Genomic DNA, 23,363 nt, shown 5'->3' on the forward strand with positions numbered 1-23,363 from the left:
CCTATATGGGGGAAATATGCCCCCATGGGCATCCAAAATTTCCCCCATATAGGATGCTCGCTGGGCAGCAAACAGCCAGGGCAAACGCATCAAAAATATTCCATGCCTAATTACCTTTTTTATCCTAAAATGCTTCTTTTTAGTCCTTTTGCCTCAAAGCCAGCGGGCTTCAACCTCACCCCCAGCCCCTCTCCAAAGGCGAGGGTAGCTTTGGCAACGCCACTCTATTTTATCCTTTGAAAAAAATATGCTGCGCATTTTTTTCAATTTTGGCTACGCCAAAACCGGATAAAATAAGGTGGTTTATGCCAAGACTGGTGTCAAACTCGAAGATTCGAGTAAAAAGAATTTTGATGCGTTTACCCTGAGCAAACAGCATGTATTGACTTATATATAAGCAGGATTAAATAATTTGTGATTCTGCCAAATTGAAAACAACAAAAAAAACGAAATTTTGAAATACACCCTATAGCTTTGTTCTACCCACAAAACTATAGTATATTTTTAGTATGCTGTCCCGGTACTTCCGCTCCCAGATAAGATGCTGGTGATAAAGCCGTTTTTTTTGCCCATAACTCCCATTACAATATTAATACACCGTTTTCCTTTTACCACTCTCAAAGTCTTTAAAAATAAATGCCCCTAATTTGTCTAGGCTGGCAAAAAATGCTTTGCCATTGTTCATCTCTGTAAATTCCTGCACAAATTTTTGCAGGTAAGGGTCGCTGGCTATCATGAACGTAGTAATGGGTATTTTTAGTTTTTTGCACTGTGCGGCTAGGTTAATGCAACGGTTTACCACCTTCCTGTCAAGCCCAAAACTGTTTTTGTAGTATTTGCCGCCAATTTTTAGGCAGGTTGGTTTGCCGTCGGTAATCATGAAAATTTGCTTGTTGGCATTTTTCCTTCTCCTTAGTATGTCCATGGCCAGTTCCAAGCCAGCTACCGTGTTGGTATGGTAGGGACCTACTTGCAGATAGGGCAAGTCTTTTACTTCTATCGGCCAGGCATCGTTGCCAAACACTACTATATCCAATGTGTCTTTGGGGTATTTTGTCTGGATAAGCTCGCTTAGTGCCATAGCTACTTTTTTGGCAGGGGTTATCCTGTCCTCACCATATAAAATCATAGAGTGCGATATATCAATCATCAGCACGGTTGATGTTTGTGTTTTAAAGTCGTTTTCCCTTATTTGCAAATCATCTTCCTGCATCCTGAAACTTTCTACCCCATGGTTTATTTGGGCATTGCGTATGCTCTCGGTAAAGTCTATCTGCTCCAGCATGTCGCCAAACTGGAATGGCCTGCTGTCGGGGCTTATTTCATCGCCCTGCCCGGGCTTGAATGTTTGGTGGTTGCCTTGGCGTGATTTTTTAAGTTTGCCAAATATTTCCTCCAAGCTTTTCTTGCGGATCGATTGTTCGGTTTTGCTGGTTATTTTTATATTCCCATCAACAGGGTTCTCGTCTAGGTAACCATTTTGTTTTAGGTCTTCAATAAAGTCGCCAATGCCGTATTCATTGTTAGAAAACTGGTATTTTTTGTCCAGTTGGTTCATCCAGCTTAGTGCTTCGCCAGCATCGCCATTGGTATAGGTGAGCAATTGGGTAAACAAATCGAGCATTTGCTCAAACTTGCTTTTTGTATTTTCATTCGGGTCAAATTTTATAAAGCGTAGGCCTTTCATGTGTTATTTTTTTAAGGAACATTTTTTTAGATAACAATAGCCAGTCATTTTAGCCAGTGCCTCCCTATCTATATTTTATTGGCAAGTTACTATAATAACAAAAACTAAAAATTAAAGTTGTAATAAAAAAGGCCCATAGGGGCAACCGCAAGTACCCCCCTACACAATAGCTTCTTTGCTGGGAATGGTAAAATAAAACTGGCTGCCCTTGCCAACTTCAGACTCTACCCATATCCTGCCACCATGCTTGTCAACAATTTTTTTGCAAATCGCCAACCCTATGCCTGTGCCAGTATAGACACTTTTATTGTGCAGCCGCTGGAAAATAATAAATATTTTTTCAAAAAACTGTGGTGCAATGCCTATGCCATTGTCTTTTACCATTATTTCCCATTCAGTGCCTTTGTTGGTTGCTATTACGCTTATATGTGGCGGCACGCCCTCGGCTTTGTATTTCAACGCATTGCCAATAAGGTTTTGCAGCAATTGCATGATTTGCGATTTTATGCCATGGATTACAGGAAGCCGGGAAGCAATAACGGTGGCATTGTTGCCATTTATGCTTGGGGAAAGCGTAACGGCTATTTCTTGGAACACATCATTTAGGTTAATCTCCTCAAAAACCACCTCGCCGGTATTTATACGCGAATATTCCAGCATGTCCAATATCAATTCCTTCATCCTTTTGGCACCATCAACTGCAAAATTGATATACTCGTTTGCTTTTGCATCTAAACTATTATTGTACCGCTTTTGTAATAGTTGCAAAAAGCTACTCACCATGCGCAATGGTTCCTGCAAGTCGTGCGAAGCCACATAAGCAAAACGCTCTAGCTCTAAATTAGACTCTGATAGTTCCTGTGCCCTTGTTGTCAATTGACTATTTAGTTTTTCCATGGCCAATTCTTGTTTTTGCTTGTCCGTTGCATCCCTTGCTACACAATATATTATTTGGGCTGCCTCATCGTACCTGCAAGCCCATACTATAGGTATTATTTCTTTGTTTTTGCGTATATAGCAGTTTTCAAAATTAGTAACTGGGTTGCCTGCTTTAATGTCCTTTTCAATTAAGATGGTTTTCTCCCGGTCTTCCTCGGCAACAAAATCTATAAATGGCTTGCCACTCAACTCTTCAGGTGCATAGCCCCAAATTCTTTTTGATGCTGCGCTAACGTTTAAAAACCGCCCTTCCTTGCTTATGGTACAGATAACATCTGGGGAAGAGTCCATGATGTTTAGCAACTCGTTCCTTGTAGCTACTACCTCGGCTTGCTGGTTTACATAATTGGTAATATCTTTCAAATAGCAAGCCACCCCATACACTTCGTCCATGTTATTAAACATGGGGTTCAGGGTTACCTGGTTATATTCGGGCAGCTTGGTTAAACTATTGTATTCACCATCATTGAAACTAAATTTTTCACCCTTCAATGCGCGTTCATAAATAATTCTCCATTTTTCATTCACTTTATTCCCAAATTCTGGGTGCAATACCGTATCGCCTTCTTGCAGGTGCTTGCGCATACTGGTAAATACTTTTTCTGAGAAAGATTTGTTTGAGGTAATTAGGTTGAAGTTATTATCAATTAGCCACATCAAGTCGTCTGTGCTATTAATCAACGCGTCTTGGTTTGCCTTTATTTTTACTATTTGCTCCTGCTGCTCTTTTTGAGCAGTAATATCATTGGCTATTACATAAACGCCTTTTATCGTGTTGTTTACAACAATAGGCATACTAATTAATGAAATAGACAGTATTTTTTTTGTAGCTGTTACAATGCGTATTTCAAATTCCTTGGCAATGCCTTGCTTCGCAAACTGGAAGTTAGCAATTGTTTGTGCAAGGTCTTGTGGATAAACAAAATCTACAAAATGCATTTTTAAAATAGCTTCTATGTTACATTCTGCTTTTTCAGTCAGCACTTTATTGGCACTAGTAAAGTTGCCTTCTAGGTCTAATGAAAACACCGCCGCAGTATTTTGATAGAACAACGACTCGTACGCTGCCTTGCTTTCTGCAAGTTCCCTTTCTGCCACTTTCCGCTCGGTTATATTTTGGATTTGGGCAATAAATTGCATAGCCCCCCCATTTTCATCTTTTATCATAGACACGGCAAGCAGCACCCATATAATATTGCCATTTTTATGGAAATACCTTTTTTCCATTTGGTAACTATCCCTTTTGCCTTCTGCCAGCTCTTGCAAATACTGCAAGTCCAGCGAAAGATCGTCTGGGTGCGTTATTTTTTCAAAAGTTAGTTTTAATAATTCTTCCTTTGTATAGCCCAACATGCTGCAAAAGCTCTCATTTACTTCTTTCCAGGTTTTATCGGGGTTTACCAATGCAAAACCAATGGCAGAATATTGGAATGCACCCCTGAATTGAGCTTCGCTTTGTTTTAAAGCTGCTTCTAATTGTTTTTTCTCTGTAATATCCTGTACAACCCCATACATTTTTAGGGGAATACCATCTGAGTCGTATGTATATTTCCAATACGAGCTAATATCCCTAATTGCGCCATCAGTCCTTATTATCCTTGAATCAAATTCCAGATGGTCAACCTTGTTTACTGCTGCTTCTTCAAACAGCTTTATTTTATAGCGGTCGTCTGGGTGCAAAAAAGGCTCGCTAAGCTCTGGCGTGGGTTCAAACTCCTGTGGTTTCAACCCGTGTATGCGGTAAAACTCATCGGACCATAAAAATTTCCCTGTTTTAAAATCGACTTCCGAGCTTCCAATTTTTGCAATTGTTTCTGCCTGGCTAAGCAGTTGCTGGCTTTTGGCAAGTGTTTCATCAATTTTTTTGCGTTCTGTAATGTCCTGTACATAGCCATGCCACAATACACTTTCGGGCAAGCGTTCTGGTGTTGACTGCGTATGTATCCATCTTAGCCCTTTGTTTGGCAGCACAATCCTGAACTCACAATCAAGTTGTGCAAGCGTATCTTTCGAGTATTGCCTTGCCTTGCTAAATAATTCTACATCATCTTGGTGGACATAAGAAAAAATTTTTTTTCCGCCGCTGAATATTTCCTCGCCCGATAGCTCAAAAATTTCCGTTGCCCTCTCTGAAATGTATGGGAAATAAGAACGTCCATCATCAAAAAGCTGGAACTGGTAAATAACGCCGGGAATGTGAATGGAAAGTTTTTTAAACAGCAATTCTATCTGTTCTACTTTTTCATTGGCAACCTGCAATACTATATTTTGGTTTTGCAGGCGCTGGTTCTGGTTTTCTATCTCAGCAATATATTTGTTAATCCTTTTGCCTATTGGCCTAAGTATAAACAATGCTTCAAAAACAATAACTGACAATAAACCCAAGGTGCATAAAAGCCTTAGTTGCTGCACTTTTTTTAGGTCGGCTTCCACCTCGCTACTGTATTCATTAACAGTCATTTCCATTCCTTTTAAAAAAGTGGCCTCTTGCTGGGAGATGGTCAAAAGCAATTCCTCCTTCCTTGAGTTATTTGCATCCAATTGCTTGGCATTGGCAAGCAGGCTTTGATAAGCGGGGTTTATTTGGTTATAAATTTGCCGTTTGGCCGAATTATTAACAGCATCAAGGCTTGCAAAGCCTTTCATCAAGCGGTTGTGCCCATTTTCCAGCAAGCGTATATTGCTTTCTAGCTGCAGCAATATGCTTTGCCTATCGCCTTCCCCATTTAGTAGCTGGAAGCAATTTAAAGCTACTTCCTGCGAAAGGCTCTTTTGCTCTATGGCTATCTTGATAAAATTACCTGTACGCTCGGTTTTAATCATTTGGTGATTTACGATTATATAATTCATAATCAAAATCAAAGCGATGGCCGTAAGCGAAAGCACATAACTGAATTTAAGCGAGCGATTGTTCATTAAAACTATTTTAAAACTATTTTATGCCACTGATGGACAGAGTTGCATGATTTTAATGATTGAACCCCAGCAGGTGAAAGGGATTTATTAAAATGGGATAAAGAGCACAAGCATTTATTTTTTTGACAACAGTACGCAAGCACAACTAACCTTTTAAATATAAAGCTATAAAAAAGTATCAATACTATTGCATTAAACCCAGATTTTGCAGTTGAAATCTATTGCAAGCCCCAAATACTTCAAACACAAGCATTTGCTTGATTTTTTGGCCTTGCCATAGTACACTATGTTTTCGACCAAAAATTCGGCTCAAATACTTGTCTTTATTGCATTTGAGCCTTTCATAACGAAGTCAACTGCAAAATCCGGGTTAAAAGGAAGCCATCTATATTTTTTTCAAATTCCAGGCTTAACCACTGCTGTTTTATGTTTTATGCCTAAGTGTTTGTTAATTGATACCATTATAGAGGCACTACCTTGCATACAAAGCTGCAAAAAAGAAACGCCATACAAAGTATGCCTTATTTTTGCCGCTTCAATTAAAAGATTGCTTATGCCAGTTGGTAAAATTATTTATCTAATAAACCCCATTTCGGGTACCAGCAAAAAAGAAGGTGTAAGGCAACTTATTAACGATATTACCCTTGCACACAAAGTGCCATTTGAAATAATAGATACCAATGCAAGTGGCAATTACGACTTTTTGAAAGACAAAATAGAGACCGAGCAAATAACCGACTTGGCAATAGTAGGTGGCGATGGCACGGTGAACCAAGTGATAAGTGCGCTTTACAAAACCGTGGACATTAATTTTGGCATTGTGCCAACTGGCTCTGGCAATGGGCTGGCCTTAGCGGCTGGCATACCCAAGAAGCCAAAAGACGCTATTAACCACTTGTTTACGGGCAACCCAAAATATATAGACGCATTTACCATCAACAATAAGTTTTCGTGTATGCTTAGCGGCGTGGGTTTTGATGCACAGGTAGCTCATGATTTTGCATTGGGCAATTCCCGGGGGCTGCTTGCTTACACCCAACAAAGCCTAATTAATTTTTTTAAAGCCCAGCCATACCAATTTGAGATAACAGTAGATGGGTTTACTTTTTTTACAGAATCTTATTTTATAAGTATTGCCAATGGCAACCAGTTTGGCAACAATGTAACCATTGCACCAGAGGCCAACCTTGGCGATGGGTTGCTTGATGTAGTAATTGTGCAAAAAATGAGCAAGGCAAAATTGCCTTTTGCAGTGCTTCGGCAAATTAGGGGGAACAATAAATTGCAAAGCCTAGTAAACGAAATAAGCACTAAAAATGTACTGTATTTCCAAACGCCTAGCCTTTCTATTCAGAACCTAAAACTTGCCCCATTGCATATTGATGGCGAACCTGCGGCTACTGCATCACAGTTGCAAGTTGATATTTTAAAGGATTGTTTTAAATTGATACAATAGTAGAGACGTTTTATGTAGAGACGTTGCATGCAACGTCTCTACATAAAACGTCTCTATATAAAAGATAGTTAGCCATTTGGTGTGCAGCTAAAAAAAAGAGGCAGCCTAAATAAAATAGGCTGCCTCTTTTTCTGTATTTATAAGCGTATGTTATTCCACAACCAGCTTGTTGTTGTAAACCGTTTGTTTAGCAGTATTGGTAACTTTTAGCAAATAAACCCCTGCTGGTGTACCTGCAGGTAAATTTACCTTTAAAGACGGGTTGCCAACGGCTGTACTGTTCTGCAAAACTACTTTTCCGCTAATATCTGTAACCTGCACGGCATACTTTTCAGAAGCTGGTTTAGTAATTTTTACTTGGAAAGCCCTGCCCACTGCTGGGTTGGGGTAGACACTTACTTGTTCAGTGGCAGCTATTGCAGCAGTGGCAACTGTTGTTGCTTTGGCTTGGTACAATAAATTTGCACTAGCAAGGTCAGACGCATTGTACACCCCTCCTTCGCTTTTTACTGGGCTAACAACTTGCAATGTGCCAAAGTCTATTTTAAAATAGCTTTCGGTATAGGCAGCACCGCTAACAATTAAATCGCCATCTTCGTTTACAGCTGCGCCATTGGTAGTAAACTCGGCGGGTAAGCCCTTAATTGTACCTACTAATTTTGTAACTAGGGTTTGGGTGTTTATTTTATAAACACTAGCGTGCATGGTAATCAAGTATAGGTTGCCAAAAGCATCGCCCACCATGTCGCCACCCCAGCTAGTGCATTGGTTATGCACGGAGGTATTTCCATTTTCGCTAGCGTCAATCAGCCTTCCCAAATTGGAAATAATAGGCCTGCTGCCTGTGGTAAAGCGTATCAGGTGTTCGCCATCGTTGCTTAGGGCATATCCTGCACCATCTGCTCCAAATGTCATGCGGGTAATGATTGCGGCTTCGCTTTTAAACTTGTCGCCTGTGTTAAAAGCACCATCGGCATTGCTTACCACCGTGAAGCCTTGCTGGCTCAAGTCCACATAGTTTAGCGTATTGCCACGCATGTTGGTAAAATACAGCCTATTGTTTTTTGAATCATAAGCAGTAGCAGCAATTGCAGAAATTGCAGGCTCTGCTGAAGGTGTGATGTTTTTATTGATTGAGGACACATAACGTAGGGCTTGATTGGCAGAAGGGGTGTAAAAAGTTGACTTCAAGGAGCCGTCTTTGCTGCTGACTTCCCTTACCGCATTCCAGTTTACATTTCCCTTGGTATCGCCTGTGATAGCAAAAATGCGGCTGCTAGTTTGTGCCGAAACAATTGAAAAAAAGGCTGTTACAGCCATGATAGGTAGAACTAATTTTTTCATAATTGACAATAATATTTATAACGTAAAAGTAAGGCAGTTTTAAATATAAAACAATCAATATTTTTTTAAAATGGGTTTTAAATAAAAAACCCGCCTATGCAAAAGAACACAGGCGGGAAAAAAGAAATAAAAATAAGGGATTGTTTTTGAATAGTAAAAAAAGTACTTACACTGGCTGTACCCTAGGCATTTCCACGGTAAAAGTTGTTCCTTTCCCAAGCGTGCTATCTACTTTTATATTGCCTTTGTGGGCATCAATTACCATTTTCACATAGCTCATTCCTAAGCCAAAGCCTTTTACATTGTGTACATTGCCCGTGTGGGCACGGTAAAATTTTTCAAAAATCCGCTTTAAGCTTTCCTTCGCCATGCCTATGCCATTATCTTGCACATTAATAATGAAATAACGGGGGGTGCTGTGCGTGGTTATTTTGATATGTAAATTTTCATTGCCGTATTTGATGGCATTGTCTATCAGGTTCGAGAACAGGTTGGAGAAATGTAGCCTATCTGCCATTATCAAGTCTGTCTTGGCATTCAAGTGGTATTCTACCGTGCCTTTTTTCTCGGCCAGCTGCAATACATAGTTGTCCAACGTTTGCTTGATTACTTCATTTGCATGCACATCTGTTATTTTCAATTGCAGTTCCTGTTTTTCCTGCAGCGCAGCCTGCAATATTGTTTCCACATGCAGGTTCATGCGCTTGTTTTCTTCTTTTATTATGCCTGTGAAATAGGCGAGTTTTTCTTTGTCGTTTTGTACTTTTTCATTTTTTATAGCATCTACCGCAAGTGAAATCGTAGCAAGCGGGGTTTTGAACTCATGTGTCATGTTGTTAATGAAATCGCTCTTTATCTCGCTTAGTTTTTTTTGGTTAAGAAGGGTGCGGAGCGTAACAAAAAAAGCAGCGATAATGATGAGCATGAACCCAGCAGCGCCTACAATTATCCATCTCAGCGAGCCCCAAACCTGCTTTGTAAAATCGGGTACAATAATAATCAAGTGCTCTGGCGAGCTAATCCCGTCAAGGTCGGCTGCGGTTTCTGGGCCTATTCCTACAAAAAGCCTTTTGTTGCTAATGGTATCCCAATAGGCTTTCTCGAAATTTGGGGTACGCATTTCAAAGTCTTCCGAGCTGTTGATAATGGCAAATTCAAAATTAATATGGTGCAGTTCTTCTTTGTTAAATGCGGCTTGTAGTTTTTTCTGCACGTCTTCTAGCTTGTATTTTTCTTCTATGGTTGGCGGTTTCAGCAGCATGGATATGTCGTTGCTAAACCTGCCAAAACTCATTTTCCGCTGCAGTTTAAAGCTAGGTGCTGTGCCCATGCCCTTAAACAAATCCACCGCTACAGCAACCCCTGCTTCATTAATTTTATTGTTCAACTGCCCCCTCCTCAAAACCAGCAGGTTGTTCAGCCAAGACGCTTGGAGAACAATCAAACCTAAAAGCGAGAGCGTGATTAAAACAACAATAATGGGTAAAGTTTTTTTCATTGTAGCAAATATAACTATTGCCCATACCAGTTGAAATGATTACAAATAGCTTTATCTTCTTTTTAACGGAGCGAATTGATACTGTTGTAGCGAAATGATATGCCTACTTTAACTTTACATCGCTTATTAGCATGATATGGTCGCTTAGGCCCTCGTCTTCCATGTCAAACTGCTGTACCAGGAAGGATGTATCTGGCAATATATAATCTATCCTCAAAGTAGGGGCAAGGGATATATAGCTTCGCCCAAACCCAAAATACTTTTCTAAAAAAGCGTCTTGCCTATCTCCCTTTATGGTAAAATAAGTATAGCTATTGGGCACGTCGTTAAAATCGCCTGTGATAATGCTTCTATATGGGCTATTGCCCAGCCATTGTTTTACAAGGCCTGCCTGCTCGGCTCTTCGCTTGAAAGCGGGTTTCATTTTATTGAACACGCTTTTAGATGCAAGCAGGGCATCATCCTCGTTGTCTGCAATTTTATCAATATTGTCATAATCGCCTTTCTTAAACTTGAACGACTGCAAATGGGTGGTGTATATGCGCAAAGTGTCGCCACCTATAACCATGTCGGCAAAAATGATGCTCTCACCCTTTGGGTATTTCAATTTGCCCGTATCGATAATTGGGTATTTCGAAAATATGATGCTGCCAGAGGCATAGCCGTTTGCTGTTTTATAATCCCTTGAGAAATAGTAATAGGGGTGCGTTTTTGTAAATAACCCAATATTGTCTGCCTGAAGGTTTGGGTGGCCAGCTGTGCCGTAAGAATGATTGAACTCCTGTAGGCAAATAATGTCTGGGTTTTGTTTCAAGATGCTTTCTGCTAGTTCTGTACGTATTATTTTTTTGCTGCTTGCGCTTTCCGATAGGCCATTAAAGCCTCGCACGTTCCAATCCAATATCCTGATAGCATCATTGCTTTTAGCATCTGAAAAACTAGTTTTAAAATGCCAAGCAAACACTACATCCAACTGCTTGTAGCCCAATACTAATAAGGTTATTGGCAATAACGCCCACCTAGGTTTAACCAATAACCAAAAAATTATTGCGAATATCAATAAACCAATTAAGTAAGGAGCAGCCAGCCCTGCAAATCCAATCCACCAGCAATTTTTTGGGCTAAGCCATGGCACCATGCAAGCCATTAAAAAACATAAGCCTATCACAATGGTAAGTGCCTGCATTATAATCCTGGCAGTGGTTCGGGCTATATCTTTCTTAATCACGCAATAAAACTACCAAAAAACAGTTATACTAAACTTATTATGGGCAAGCAAAAGAAAAAAGAGAGAAAATATGGGGCTATTTTATGTTTTTTTGTACCTACACATTTTTAAAGAAGATCGAAAAGGAGCGAAAAATTTTGGTTCCTTTCTTTTTACTCGCATATATCTACATCATATTTTGTGTATTAAAATTGTAACTAACAGCTTACAAAAATTTATTTTTTTTATTTTATTTCCTTTTTTAGTTATGTACTTAAAGTGTATATTAATAAAAAATGAAAGATTTATTGCAGAAATTAGTCAATTATTACAAAATAATACCCCTTTGCATGTCTGTTGAAAGCGGCATAATATAGGCGTTTATTCAATAAAAAATTCATTAGTCAAAATAAATGGCAAAAGGAAAAAAACTGAAAAAAATTTTTCAAATGTTGATGGTTTGTCATTCGCGTGTCATATTTTTGCACCCTCAAAGGGATATTTTTTCCACATTAGAATCAACCGACTGTGAATATGGCATTTCTTAAAGGTTTCTCCAAATCAATCCTGATAGCATCAATTCTGCTTTTGGCAGTTCTGTTTATCAATACAGCTAAGGCTCAGGATGGTAAGGCTTTGTTTTCCCAGAATTGTGCTTCTTGTCACGCAGTAAACAAAAAACTGACAGGTCCTGCATTGGCTGGCGTGGAAGACCGCTGGCCAGATAAAACCAAATTGCATGCCTGGATCCACAACAGTGCAGCTTTTTTGAAAACAGGTGATCCATATGCCAATAACTTGTACAACGAGTTCAATAAAACGGCTATGAACCTATTCCCTCAATTGGCCGACAAGGAAATTGATGCGATATTGGGGTATGTGAAAAAAACAGCTAGCGAAGCTGCTGCCGGTTCTGTTGCCGGCGCAGGTGGAAACCCTAACGATGCAAAAAATGGCGAAAGCGATAATTCATTGTTGTTTGGCTTATTGACTTTGATATTGGCTGTGATAGCATTGGTTTTATTACAAGTCAATAGCAATCTTAAGAAATTAGCTGACGATAAAGAAGGTGTTATTTCGGCTGAGCCTATCCCTTTTTGGAAAAACAAGTCTTACATCGCCATGATAGTTGTAATACTATTTATTGTAGGCGGATTCTATACTACTAAAGGTGCTATCGGTTTTGGGCGTACCAAAAACTACCAGCCTAAACAACCTATTTATTATTCGCATAAAGTACATGCAGGCATTAACCAAATCAATTGCCAATATTGCCATATAGGCGTGTATCAAGGCAAGCAAGCTACCATACCTTCTGTAAATATTTGTATGAACTGCCACATGGCTATAAATGAATACAAGGGCGAGAAACTTTATACGGAAGAAGGCGAGGAAGTAAATGGTACTGCACAAATAAAAGAACTATACAAATATGCTGGCTTTGAAGAAGGCAAGCCATGGGACGCTACAAAAGCCAAGCCAATTGAGTGGGTGCGCATCCACAACCTGCCAGACCATGTTTACTTCAACCACGCACAGCACGTAAAGGCTGGCCAAGTGGCTTGCCAAACCTGCCATGGTGAAATACAAAAAATGGGAGAAGTGAAGCAATTTGCTGAGCTTAGCATGGGCTGGTGCGTAAACTGCCATAGGGAAACCAAAGTGCAGTTTAAAGACAATGGCTTCTACAGCATCTACGAAAAATACCATGCCGACCTCAAAAGCGGTAAGTTAGATAGTACCAAAGGTGTTACTGTAGAAATGATTGGTGGTACAGAGTGTCAAAAATGTCATTATTAAAATTAATTAATTAGCAAACCTGCTGATGTGTTGATGGGTGGATAGGGTTTTCCTGTATAACCAGATGGCACATTGAAGAATTATTATATTATGAGTAAACAGCATTGGCAAAGCTTTGGTGAATTGAATAATTCTGATGCCTTTAAGCAATCAGTGAACGATGAGTTTCAGGAAGTACTTCCAATGGAAGCTGATGACAAAGGCTTTCTAGAAAGCAAAACCCCAAGAAGGGACTTTTTGAAATACCTAGGTTTTAGTACTGCAGCCGCTGCAATAGCTGCCAGTTGCGAGATACCTGTAAAAAAAGCAATCCCATTTGCCAATAAGCCTGAGGATATTGTTCCGGGTATATCTAATTATTATGCTACTACTTACATACAAGATGGCGATGCAGTAAGTGTTATTGCCAAAGTAAGGGATGGCAGACCAATTAAAATAGAAGGTAACGAACTTAGTCCTATCACCAAAGGCGGCACTTCTGCAAGGGTTCAGGCTTCGGTTTTAGATTTATACGATACTGCCCGTTTGCGTTTCCCTTCCATCGACCAGAAAGAAGTAACTTTTGCTGATATTGACAATGCTATTGCAGGGTCACTTAAAGATTTAGGTGGTGCTTCAATAGTAGTATTAACCAGTTCTATTGTTTCGCCAACTACCAAAGAAATTATTGTCCAGTTCTTGGCAAAAAATCCTGGTAGCAAGCATGTAACGTACGATGCTGTTTCATATAGCGGTATTTTATTGGCCAATCAAGCTACTTATGGCAAAACAGCCATACCTTCTTACAGATTCGACAATGCAAAAGTAATTGTAAGCCTTGCTGCTGACTTTTTAGGCACATGGCTTAGCCCTATTGAATTTGCAAAGCAATATTCAACGGGCAAGAAAATAAATGAAAGCAAACCTGAAATGAGCAAGCATATACACTTTGAAAGTGTATCGAGCCTTACAGGTAGCAATGCAGACGAGCGTTTCTTGCACCGCCCATCAGAAACAGGTGCAATTGCTGTTGCCTTGTTAGCAGCTATCAATGGTCAAGCTGTTTCAGGTATTGAAAATGCCAAACTAAAAGAGGGCATAGAAAAAGCAGCAAAAGAATTGCTTGCTAAAAGAGGTGAAGCCCTTGTAGTAAGCGGGAGCAACGATGTAAACGTGCAAATAGTTGTAAATGCTATTAACGAAGCATTGCAAGCTGGTGGCAAAACAATTGATTGGTCTGCCACTTACAATACAAAACAAGGTGTAGATGCCGACTTTGCTACTTTGGTAGATGACTTAAATGCTGGCAAAGTAGGTGCATTGTTGGTTTATGGAGCAAACCCTGCTTATTCTTGGTACGACAGCAAGAAATTTGTTGAAGGCATTAAGAAAGTAAAAGTTACCATTTCATTCAGCGGCAAGGCAGACGAAACAACCCAATTGTGCAAATATGTACTGCCTAATAACCACTACTTGGAAAGTTGGGGCGATGCAGAAATAAAAACAAACCAATATTCCCTTATACAACCTACCATTTACCCTTTGTTCAAAACCCGTCAATGGCAGGATAGCTTGTTGAAATGGTCGGGTTCAACTGTTGATTACCTTGCCTTTGTAAAACAATACTGGTCAGCAAAAGTTGGTGGCGAAACTAGTTGGGACAAGGCTTTGCAAGATGGCGTTATAAACCCTACTGTTGTGGCTGCTTCTGCCTCAAGTTTTAGTAGCTCAAGTGTGGCTACTGCTGTTTCAGCAATTGGTGGATATAAAAAAGTAACGGGTACTGAATTGTTCCTTTACCAAAAAGTAGCTATAGGTGCTGGCGAAGGTGCTGCTAACCCTTGGTTGCAGGAAATGCCAGACCCCATTACCAAAGCAACATGGGACAACTACCTGATCGTTTCTCCTGCAATGGCAATTACTTTATTGGGTATTGATTTAAAGAATAATGGCCAAGCTGATGCTTATGAGGTAAAACCACCTAAGCATGTGGTAGAAATAAAAGCCAATGGTATTTCTGTAAAATTGCCAACATTAATTATACCTGGCACACACCCCAATACTGTTGGTATAGCTTTGGGGTATGGCCGTGCAAAAGAATTGGGCAAATCTGTTGTTAATGATGAAGGCACTACCCGTGGAGCAAATGTTTTCCCTTTTGCATCCTTGTTGAATGGCACTGTAAGTTTTAGTGTTTCAGAAGTTGCTTTAACTGATACAAAAGAAAAATACCCCGTAGCACTTACGCAAACGCACAATATATATAATACTAGCCAAGGCAACCGTACAGAGGTAATGAAAGAAATTACCTTGGCTGAGTATAAGCACAAGCCTGACGAAATATTAGAAGACAGGGAAGCGGAAGCAAAACCTTATGGTGGGTTGGCTAACTACCAAGCACAAGGCACTATTTACCCTAACTCCATGAACGACCGCCCGGGTATTAAGTGGGGCATGAGTGTGGATTTAAATACCTGTACTGGTTGTGGCGCTTGCGTGGTAGCTTGTAATGCAGAAAACAACGTTGCTGTTGTAGGCAAGCCAGAAGTATTGCGTGGTCACGAAATGCACTGGCTGCGTATAGATAGGTATTATAGCGGTACAGATTTGGAAAACCCGAAAGTGGTGTTCCAGCCATTGATGTGCCAGCACTGCGACAATGCGCCTTGCGAAAACGTTTGTCCTGTAGCAGCTACCAACCACAGCAGCGAAGGGCTAAACCAAATGACTTATAACCGTTGTATTGGTACAAGGTATTGCGCCAACAACTGTCCTTATAAAGTACGCCGTTTCAACTGGGCCGATTATACAGGTGCAGACAGCTTCCCAGACAACCAAAAAGAAGTATTGAACGATGTGGTGTTGAATATGAACGACGACTTAACTAGAATGGTTTTAAACCCTGATGTTACGGTGCGTTCAAGAGGCGTAATTGAAAAATGTTCTTTTTGCGTGCAACGCTTGCAAACTGCTAAATTGGATGCCAAGAAAGAAAGCAGGCCAATGGTTGACAGTGATATTAAAGTGGCTTGCCAGCAAGCTTGCCCTTCAAACGCTATTATTTTTGGTAATGCAAACGATAAGAAAAGTGCAGTTACGGCACATAGGGCAGACAACCCTAACCGCTTGTTCCTTTCTTTAGAGCAATTGCATGTATTGCCAAATGTTACTTATTTGGCAAAGGTGAGGAACATAGAAGAAGGGGAAGCGAAAGAAGGAAAAGAAGCAAAGAAAGAAGGGGCAAAAGCATAAAGAATGATAAAGGACGGTTGTTATCCTGATACAGGATGCAATAGTTATTCATAATTATATTACGCTAAGGATTACGGGTTTTAAATCCTCAACTGAAAAATAATCATATACAAATGCACTTAAAGTACGAATCACAGCTTAGGGAGCCTCTTGTTAAAGGGAATAAGAATTATCATCAGGTAACTGAGGATATTATACGCCCCATTGAAGCAAAGCCTACCCGTTTATGGTACATCGGTTTCTACATTGCAGTTTGCTTGTTGATGTTTGGTGTCTATTCTGTTTACAGGGAAGTTACCTATGGTATTGGGCAGTGGAACTTAAATAAAACCATTGGATGGGGCTGGGATATTACCAACTTCGTATGGTGGGTAGGTATAGGTCACGCAGGTACTTTGATTTCGGCTATCTTGTTGCTTTTCCGCCAAGGATGGAGGACGGGTGTAAACCGTGCGGCAGAAGCGATGACCATCTTTGCGGTAATGTGCGCAGGGCAGTTCCCCATATTCCACATGGGTAGGGTTTGGATGGCTTTCTTTGTATTGCCTTATGCCAACTCTCGTGGCCCATTATGGGTGAATTTTAACTCTCCATTGCTTTGGGACGTGTTCGCCATCTCTACTTACTTTACTGTTTCCCTTTTATTTTGGTATAGTGGTTTATTGCCTGACTTTGCAACAGTAAGGGACAGGGCTAAAACAAAATTACGCCAGCGTTTATACGGCACAGCAGCTTTCGGCTGGACAGGTAGTACTAAGCACTGGCAGCGCCACGAAAGCCTGTCATTGGTATTGGCTGGTTTATCTACTCCGCTTGTATTGTCTGTACATACTATTGTATCTTTTGACTTTGCCACATCTGTAATACCAGGTTGGCATACAACCATCTTCCCTCCATACTTCGTAGCTGGGGCTATCTTCTCTGGGTTTGCAATGGTGCAATCGCTGATGTTGATTGTAAGAAAAGTGTTTGCCTTGCAAGATTATATTACCCTTGGCCACATTGAAGCCATGAACAAAGTAATTGTATTAACTGGTTCTATAGTTGGTATTGCATACTTAACGGAACTATTCATGGGTTGGTATAGCCAAAACAAATATGAAGGGTATACATTCTGGTATAGCCGTGCTTATTTGTTCAGCCCTTATGGCTGGAGCTATTGGGGCATGATGACTTGCAACGTATTGAGCCCGCAAATATTTTGGTTCAGGAAAATGCGCCGCAACTTGTTTGTAACCTTCTTTATGAGCGTGATTGTAAACATTGGGATGTGGTTCGAGCGTTTTGTAATCATTGTTACTTCGTTGTATAGGGATTACCTGCCATCTTCTTGGAGCGTTTATTACAGCCCAAGCACATTCGAGATAGGCTTTTACTTAGGTACATTTGGCTTGTTCTTCACTTGCTTCTTCCTTTTTGCCAAATATTTCCCTGTAATTGCGGTAGCAGAAATTAAGTATGTATTGAAGATTACTGGTGATAATTACAAACAAGAAATGGGTACTGTGGAAGTGCAAAGTGCAGAGCATTTTGCACACGAATACGCTCACTAGTGTATGGGCTTTCCCCTCTCTTTCGGAGAGAGGTTGTGGTGAGGTCGAAATGAATTTTATTATCCGAGCTGTTGCCGTTGGTTTGCAACTCAATTATTAATAATATGGCAAAAAAGAAATTTGTAGTTGGATGCTTTGATACAGAGGACACTTTGTTCCCGGCTGTAAAAAAAGTACGCACTGCGGGGTACAAACTCCATGACATCTATACGCCTTTTGCTGTGCACGGCCTCGACCATGCAATGGGCTTGAGGGAAACAAGTTTGCATACTGCTGGTTTTATCTATGGCATCACAGGTACTACCACTGCATTAAGCTGCATTAGCTGGATTTTTACAAAAGACTGGCCTTTGAATATTGGTGGCAAGCCACACTTTGCATTGCCAGCTTGGATACCTATTACTTTCGAGTTAACTGTATTGTTTGCAGCTGTGGGAATGGTGCTTACTTTTTGTTACCTATGTCAATTGGCCCCTTTCGTGAAAAAACACCATTTTCATTTGAGGGCTACCGATGATTTGTTTGTAATGGTGATAGAATGTACAGACAAAACAAATACCGATGATTTAAAAGTTTTTTTGAGTAACGCTGGAGCAATAGAAACAGATTTGCAAATAGCAGAACCAGATTGGTGGGTTGGCAGATATGATATTGATGAATTACCATTCGAAAACAAAACAGTAGTAGCGGCTTAATTTTAGTAAAAATGAAGAAATACATATTCATATTTGGAATTATTGGTTCGCTGTTAACTATAATTGGTTGCAGCGATGTAAAGCGTGACCCAGGAACTATTTATATGCCCGACATGGCGTATAGCAGGGCTTATGAATCTTATGCTGATCATAGTAATTTAGCTGCTGCTGGTATTAACTACAACAACCAGCCTGTAAAGGGTACTATCGCAAGAGGCGAAGAATTTCCTTTCCCCTATACTAAAGATGCGGCAGGCGATACGGCTAATTACGTAGCTGCAAAGCAAGCAAAAAGCCCGATTGATAGTTTGTCAATTACTGATTTAAAAGAGGCAGAACGCTTGTACCTGATAAACTGTGGTATTTGCCACGGAAAAAATTTGGATGGCAACGGCCCTTTGTACAAAGATGGCAATGGACCTTATCCTGCAAAGCCTGCTAATTTGGCTGGCGATGTAAAGTATCAGAACATGCCAGAAGGGCAAATGTTTTATTCTGTGGCTTATGGCAAAAACCTGATGGGAAGCTATGCTTCGCAATTGAGCCGCAAGCAAAGGTGGATGGTGATTAAATATATTAAGACAAAGCAGGTAAAAGCTGCTGAGCCTGCTGCTGCAATGGCAACTGCATCAAAATAATTCCTTAAATTAATATTGGCATAGCCAATACAGATTCAAAAGACATACAATGGCATCAGTAAAATTACAGTTTGAAATTCCTAGTAAGCTAAAAACGTGGTCTTATTCTTTGATAGGGATTGGATTGTTAGCATTGATACTCGGATTTGTAAAAAGTGGCATGAGCAAAGATGAACACGAGCAAGCCGTATTTATAGGTACTATCATGTACAATACCATATTTTGGACATTGATATGCAATGCCTGTATGTTTTTTCTTTGTGTTACTACTTTGGCAATGGGCGGCTGGCAGCAAACTTTCAGGCGTGTGCCAGAAGCTATTTCTACCATGGTGCCTATTTTTGGTTCTATCACATTGGTAGTATTGCTTTTTGTTGTCTTTACAGGTAAACATGAAGTTTACCATTGGTTGGATAGCGAAGCGGTATTAAAAGATACCATATTAAGCGGAAAATCTGGCTTCTTGAATGTCAAGTTTTTTGCTATTTGGACTACTTTGGCTATTGGGTTATGGAGTTTGTTGGGTTACAGGATGCGTTTGCTTAGCAATGAGGCTGATAAGGAAGCATTTGATAATGTGAGTGGTACAAAATTCATTTTCCAAAATACAGTGCGTGCTTCTATGTTTTTGGCTTGGTTTGGCTTGACGGTTGGTTCTACAATACCTTGGTTATGGATGATGAGCATTGACCCGCATTGGTATAGTACCATGTATAGCTGGTACACATTTGCTAGTTCTTTTGTAAGCGGCATCAGCTTGATGGCATTGTGGGTTATTTATTTGAAAAATAAAGGCTATTTGGAATATACAACACAAGAGCATTTGCACGATATTGGAAAATTCATGTTTGCATTCTCTATATTTTGGACGTATTTATGGTTCTCTCAATACATGCTTATTTGGTATGCAAATATTCCGGAAGAAACTATTTATTTTAAAACCCGGGTTCAAGGTGCATTCAAAGGAATATTTTTCTTCAACTTGATAATCAATTTCCTTTGTCCGTTGTTAATATTAATGAAGCGTGCAGCTAAAAGGAATTATACATTGGTTACCTTCATGGCAGTATTGATTATTTTTGGGCATTGGATAGATTTTTACCAAATGGTAATTGGTAGCATCAGCAAAAATCATATCACGCTTGGCTGGTTGGATTTCGGGATTTTGAGTTTCTTCATAGGCCTGATGATACTCGGTGTTAGCAGTGCACTGGCAAGCAAGCCATTGATACCTAAGTACCACCCTTTCTTGAAAGAAAGTATCATACACCATACCTAGTTTAGTTTTATGCTTCAATAGAAGCTACCTAATTTAAAAATATTTATTTTTTATGAGTACTTATTTAGTAATTGCTGTTATAGTTTTGTTTTTCCTGGTGATATTCCAGATAGCAAAAGCTAGTGAATATGTTGCTGTATTGAAAGGCGAAAAAAATAGCAAGCAACAAAGCAACAAGATTAATGGCTTTCTAATGGTAGTTTTCTTGGTAGCTGGTTTGGTTGGCGTTTGGTATTGCAATGAGCTTTACTATCCAAAAACATTGCTGGTTCAGGGAGCTGCTAGCGTGCAAGGCGAAAAGGTTGACTCAATGTTAATGTTAACACTTTGGGTTACTGGTGCTGTGTTTGTTGGTACGCAAGCACTGTTATTTTGGTTTGCATATAAATACCAAGAAAAAGAGAACAACAAAGTTTTTTACTTCCCGCACAATACTAACCTAGAGTTATTATGGACGGTTGTTCCTGCTATTGTTTTGACCGTGTTGGTTGTAATTGGGTTGCGTAACTGGTTTTCTTTTACTGGCGAAGCCCCTAAAGATGCTCAGGTTATAGAAGTTACTGGTAAACAATTTGGTTGGATATTCCGTTATCCGGGTGCTGATAAAGAATTAGGTAAAAAGTATTATAAAAATATTGATAATGCATCCAACAGTCTCGGCTTGGTTTGGGACGATAAAATGACCCATGACGATATTGTAACGGAACAAACTGTTTATGTAGTAAAAGAAAAGCCTGTAAAATTTATTATTGGAAGCCGTGATGTAATACATGACGTAGGTTTGGTCCATTTCAGGATGAAAATGGATGCTGTTCCAGGTATTCCTACTACTATGTGGTTCACGCCTAAATATACTACTAAGGAAATGCAGGACAGGACGAAGAACCCAAATTTCCAGTATGAAATCAGTTGCGACCAAATGTGCGGCAATGGTCATTATTCCATGAAAGGCATCATACAAGTAGTAACCCAAGCAGAGTTTGATGCATGGCAGGCCAAGCAAAAGCCTTACTATTTTGCAGCATTCCCGGAAAAAGACCCTTCTGCTAAGCAAGCCATGGATTCTGCTAAACCAGCAACTGCTAAAGTGCCAGTAGTAGTACCAGCAAAAGCAGAAGTAAAAATTTAGGTTTATTTAGTTAAGATTTTCAACTTTGAAGTAAGTTGATTGTAATAAATTGGTAAAGATAATTTTATGAGTAACGAAGTTGTTTTACAGGGGCATTCAGCCATTATTGCGCCTGCACATGATGCAGTGCACGATTTACACGACCATGGCCATCACGAACATCATGATAGCTTTATATCGAAATATGTTTTTAGCATGGATCATAAGATGATTGCTAAACAGTTTTTGATAACTGGTATGTTTTGGGCTGTAATGGGTGGCTTGATGAGTGTTTTGTTCCGTCTGCAGCTCGGCTACCCAGATTCCACATTCCCATGGTTGGAAGATATATTGGGTAAATGGGCAAAAGGTGGCCACATTAGTGCAGAAGCATATTATGCCTTGGTTACCACGCACGGTACTGTATTGGTTTTCTTTGTATTGACTGCTGGTTTGAGTGGTACTTTTGCAAATTTTCTTATCCCATTGCAAATTGGTGCAAGGGATATGGCTTCTCCGTTCATGAATATGCTTAGTTTTTGGTTCTTCTTTATAGCAGGCTTGGTAATGCTTTCTTCTATTTTCGTTGAAACTGGGCCTTTTAGTGGTGGTTGGACTGCATACCCGCCGTTAAGTGCTTTGGGCGATGCTTCTCCAGGTTCTAAGACGGGTATGGATTTGTGGATTGTGAGCATGGCATTATTCGTAGTTTCTTCGTTGCTAGGTGGTTTGAATTATATTGCCACTGTGTTGAACATGCGTACCAAAGGCATGAGCATGACAAGATTGCCATTAACTATCTGGGCTTTGTTCTTTACTGCTGTATTAGGCGTTTTGTCTTTCCCAGTTCTTTTTTCTGGTTTTATCTTATTAATATTCGACCGGAATTTTGGTACTAGTTTTTACTTGTCTGATATATATGTAAATGGGGTGGGGGCATTGCCTAATGAAGGTGGCAGTGCTATTTTGTACCAACATTTATTCTGGTTCTTAGGTCATCCTGAAGTATATATCATTTTGTTGCCAGCAATGGGCATGGTTTCTGAAATATTGAGTACCAACTCCCGTAAGCCTATATTTGGATATATGGCTATGATTGGGTCTTTGTTTGCAATTGCAATTTTGGCTTTCTTGGTTTGGGCACACCACATGTTTGTTACAGGGCTTAATCCTTTCTTGGGTTCTATTTTCGTATTGCTAACTTTGTTGATTGCGGTTCCATCTGCTATTAAAGTATTCAACTGGTTAACAACACTATGGAGAGGTAATATTAGGTTTACGCCAGCAATGATGTTTGCAATAGGCTTTGTAAGTTTGTTTATCTCTGGTGGTTTAACGGGTATTTGGTTGGGCAATTCAGCTTTAGACATTCACTTGCACGATACTTATTTTGTAATTGCTCACTTCCATATAGTAATGGGCGTTGCTAGTATGTTTGGCATGTTTGCAGGTATTTACCATTGGTTCCCTAAAATGTATGGCAAGTTCTTGAATAATACATTGGGTTATGTCCATTTTTGGATTACAATCTGCGGTGCGTATCTTATATTCTGGCCAATGCACTATGAAGGGCTTGCTGGTATGCCTCGTAGGTATTATGATTATAGTATCTGGGAAAGTTTTAAACAATTCACAGACTTAAACAGGTTTATTAGCACCGTGGCTATGATTGTGTTTGCTACCCAGCTTTTGTTTATCTGCAATTTCTTCTATTCTATTTTCAAAGGAAGGAAACTTACTTCTCAAAATCCTTGGGGTTCAAATACTTTGGAATGGACTGCGCCAATACACCCTGGGCATGGCAACTGGCCTGGTGAAATACCAGAAGTATATCGTTGGGCTTATGACTATGGAAAAGATGGGCATGAATTTATTAGCCAGACTACGCCAGTAGGTGCTGATGAAAGCCATCATTAAAAAGAAATAAATAAAAAGATAAAAGGTTAAATAAATGCCCTGAAGTTTCAGGGCATTATTGTTAAGAAAGTAAGTTTTTGGGTTTCGTTTATAAA

At 39.8% G+C, this 23,363-nt stretch carries 14 protein-coding genes; 9 read left to right on the top strand and 5 right to left on the bottom strand.

Annotated elements, in window-relative coordinates; all coding sequences use genetic code 11:
- Positions 1-589: 589 nt before the first annotated feature.
- Both ACHFIY_RS14540 and ACHFIY_RS14545 read right to left on the bottom strand, forming a co-directional pair.
- Complete coding sequence (locus ACHFIY_RS14540; protein WP_410846835.1) at positions 590-1,687, bottom strand: vWA domain-containing protein; 1,098 nt, start codon at positions 1,685-1,687, stop codon at positions 590-592.
- A 159-nt stretch (positions 1,688-1,846) separates the two neighbouring features.
- A complete protein-coding gene (locus ACHFIY_RS14545; RefSeq protein WP_410846836.1) occupies positions 1,847-5,542 on the bottom strand; it encodes a PAS domain S-box protein in 3,696 nt (1,231 codons plus the stop codon).
- A 553-nt stretch (positions 5,543-6,095) separates the two neighbouring features.
- Between ACHFIY_RS14545 and ACHFIY_RS14550 the strand changes: the two genes are divergently transcribed.
- Positions 6,096-6,998 (top strand): diacylglycerol/lipid kinase family protein, encoded by a 903-nt coding sequence (locus ACHFIY_RS14550; protein ID WP_410846837.1) that lies wholly within the window; start codon positions 6,096-6,098, stop codon positions 6,996-6,998.
- A 150-nt stretch (positions 6,999-7,148) separates the two neighbouring features.
- On the opposite strand, the gene ACHFIY_RS14555 is transcribed toward ACHFIY_RS14550, so the two are convergent.
- The 3 genes from ACHFIY_RS14555 to ACHFIY_RS14565 form a co-directional block, all read right to left on the bottom strand.
- Positions 7,149-8,342 (bottom strand): T9SS type A sorting domain-containing protein, encoded by a 1,194-nt coding sequence (locus ACHFIY_RS14555; protein WP_410846838.1) that lies wholly within the window; start codon positions 8,340-8,342, stop codon positions 7,149-7,151.
- 166 nt (positions 8,343-8,508) lie between these two features.
- Positions 8,509-9,840 (bottom strand): sensor histidine kinase, encoded by a 1,332-nt coding sequence (locus tag ACHFIY_RS14560; protein ID WP_410846839.1) that lies wholly within the window; start codon positions 9,838-9,840, stop codon positions 8,509-8,511.
- Between the two features lie 103 nt (positions 9,841-9,943).
- Positions 9,944-11,068, bottom strand: a complete 1,125-nt coding sequence (locus ACHFIY_RS14565) for an endonuclease/exonuclease/phosphatase family protein (RefSeq protein ID WP_410846840.1) — start codon at positions 11,066-11,068, stop codon at positions 9,944-9,946.
- 567 nt (positions 11,069-11,635) lie between these two features.
- Between ACHFIY_RS14565 and ACHFIY_RS14570 the strand changes: the two genes are divergently transcribed.
- The 8 genes from ACHFIY_RS14570 (at position 11,636) to ACHFIY_RS14605 (ending at position 23,268) form a co-directional block, all read left to right on the top strand.
- On the top strand, positions 11,636-12,847 hold the full coding sequence (locus ACHFIY_RS14570) for a c-type cytochrome (RefSeq protein ID WP_410846841.1): 1,212 nt from the start codon (positions 11,636-11,638) through the stop codon (positions 12,845-12,847).
- A 90-nt stretch (positions 12,848-12,937) separates the two neighbouring features.
- Positions 12,938-16,078, top strand: a complete 3,141-nt coding sequence (locus ACHFIY_RS14575; RefSeq protein WP_410846842.1) for a TAT-variant-translocated molybdopterin oxidoreductase — start codon at positions 12,938-12,940, stop codon at positions 16,076-16,078.
- Between the two features lie 113 nt (positions 16,079-16,191).
- Positions 16,192-17,631, top strand: coding sequence for an NrfD/PsrC family molybdoenzyme membrane anchor subunit (gene nrfD, locus ACHFIY_RS14580; RefSeq protein WP_410846843.1), 1,440 nt, complete (start codon positions 16,192-16,194; stop codon positions 17,629-17,631).
- A 104-nt stretch (positions 17,632-17,735) separates the two neighbouring features.
- On the top strand, positions 17,736-18,326 hold the full coding sequence (locus tag ACHFIY_RS14585; protein WP_410846844.1) for a DUF3341 domain-containing protein: 591 nt from the start codon (positions 17,736-17,738) through the stop codon (positions 18,324-18,326).
- 11 nt (positions 18,327-18,337) lie between these two features.
- Positions 18,338-18,964: a c-type cytochrome gene (locus ACHFIY_RS14590; protein WP_410846845.1), complete on the top strand. Its 627-nt coding sequence runs from the start codon at positions 18,338-18,340 to the stop codon at positions 18,962-18,964.
- A 49-nt stretch (positions 18,965-19,013) separates the two neighbouring features.
- The gene (locus ACHFIY_RS14595) at positions 19,014-20,243 is read left to right on the top strand and encodes a quinol:cytochrome C oxidoreductase (RefSeq protein WP_410846846.1); all 1,230 of its coding nucleotides are present in this window, start codon (positions 19,014-19,016) and stop codon (positions 20,241-20,243) included.
- A 52-nt stretch (positions 20,244-20,295) separates the two neighbouring features.
- The gene (locus ACHFIY_RS14600; RefSeq protein WP_410846847.1) at positions 20,296-21,372 is read left to right on the top strand and encodes a cytochrome c oxidase subunit II; all 1,077 of its coding nucleotides are present in this window, start codon (positions 20,296-20,298) and stop codon (positions 21,370-21,372) included.
- A 66-nt stretch (positions 21,373-21,438) separates the two neighbouring features.
- Positions 21,439-23,268, top strand: a complete 1,830-nt coding sequence (locus tag ACHFIY_RS14605) for a cytochrome c oxidase subunit I (protein ID WP_410846848.1) — start codon at positions 21,439-21,441, stop codon at positions 23,266-23,268.
- Positions 23,269-23,363 lie beyond the last annotated feature (95 nt).

Source organism: Parasediminibacterium schistidii, from assembly GCF_046546515.1.
Taxonomy (GTDB): domain Bacteria; phylum Bacteroidota; class Bacteroidia; order Chitinophagales; family Chitinophagaceae; genus Parasediminibacterium.